Source organism: Campylobacter coli LMG 9860, from assembly GCF_000254135.1.
GTDB lineage: Bacteria > Campylobacterota > Campylobacteria > Campylobacterales > Campylobacteraceae > Campylobacter_D > Campylobacter_D coli.
This window is the reverse complement of the sequence record NZ_AINS01000080.1, coordinates 1-1,138: the sequence shown is the minus strand read 5'-3', so window position 1 is coordinate 1,138 and position 1,138 is coordinate 1. Positions and strand designations below refer to the sequence as shown.

Genomic DNA, 1,138 nt, shown 5'->3' with positions numbered 1-1,138 from the left:
GTATTTTGGCAAGCATTCATAGCATTAAACATTACAAAATAAGCATCCGCTCCCATAGCTGTAAAATTTGGAACCTCTTTACTTTGATTTTCCTTTGCGTATTTAGCTATAAAATCTTTACTTAGCTGGGTTGTAGGATTGTTTGCATCAAAGCTATCTGTAAAAATATATCCTTCGCTTGCATTGCCTGCTAATTTAATAAAAGTAGCATCTGCAACCCCATCAGCTGAACCCATTGGGATATTTAAACCTATGAGCTTTGCTTGTCTAACAAACAAAGAAGCTTCACTATAATAAAGCGGAAGGAAAATAAAATCAGGATTTAAAATTTTAATTTGAGTTGCAATAGCTTTAAAATCTTTATCGCCTGAATTTACTCTAAGAGTTTTTAAAATTTCACCACCCTTAGCCTTAAATTCTTTTTCAAAAGCCTTAGCAAGTCCTAAAGAATAATCCGTACTTTGATCAACCACAATCACAGCTTTTTTGTAGTTTAGTTTTTCAAAAGCGTATTTTGCCAAAGATGAGCCTTGAAAACTATCCATAAAGCAAACTCTACTTGAATATAATTTGTTTTCTAAAAGCTTATCTCCTGTTGCAGCAGGAGCGATAAGAGGAACTTTATTTTCTTCAGCTATGCGCATTACTTGTAAAGTATTTGCAGTAACCATTTCACCGATAAGTCCTAATACCTTATCTTGATTTACAAGGCGGGTAGCAGCACTTGCGGATTCGATCTTATCTCCCTTAGTATCCAAAACAACAAGATTGATTTTATCTCCGTTAGCTAAAGTACTTTGCATTTCATTAGCTAATTTTATACCCTCTAAAGCACTTTGTCCATAAGCTGCCGTTGCCCCACTTAAAGGTAAAACAACTCCTAAATTTACTTCTTTTGCTTGTAAACTTAAAGCCAAAGCTGCTGCTAAAATTATTTTCTTTTTCATTACTTTTCCTTAGGATTGATTAAAGTTTTATAAACTTGCTTGCCATCTTGTATTTCTTTTATAACAACAGGACGAATTGCATTACCGCTTGCATCAATGCTAATAATTCCACCCACACCTTCATAATTGCTTGTTTGATGGATTTTTTCATTGATACACTCGCTAGTAAGTGTATTTTGGCAAGCATTCAT

Annotated in this window: 1 protein-coding gene and 1 pseudogene; both read right to left on the bottom strand. The window is 33.9% G+C overall.

What is annotated here, in order from left to right; translation table 11 throughout:
* The coding region (locus tag CCO88_RS08720; protein WP_002820719.1) for an ABC transporter substrate-binding protein at positions 1 to 947 on the bottom strand (947 nt) is incomplete at its 3' end.
* Positions 947 to 1,138: pseudogene (locus tag CCO88_RS08715) on the bottom strand (ABC transporter substrate-binding protein); the annotation flags it as partial. The gene CCO88_RS08720 and the pseudogene CCO88_RS08715, both read right to left, overlap by 1 nt.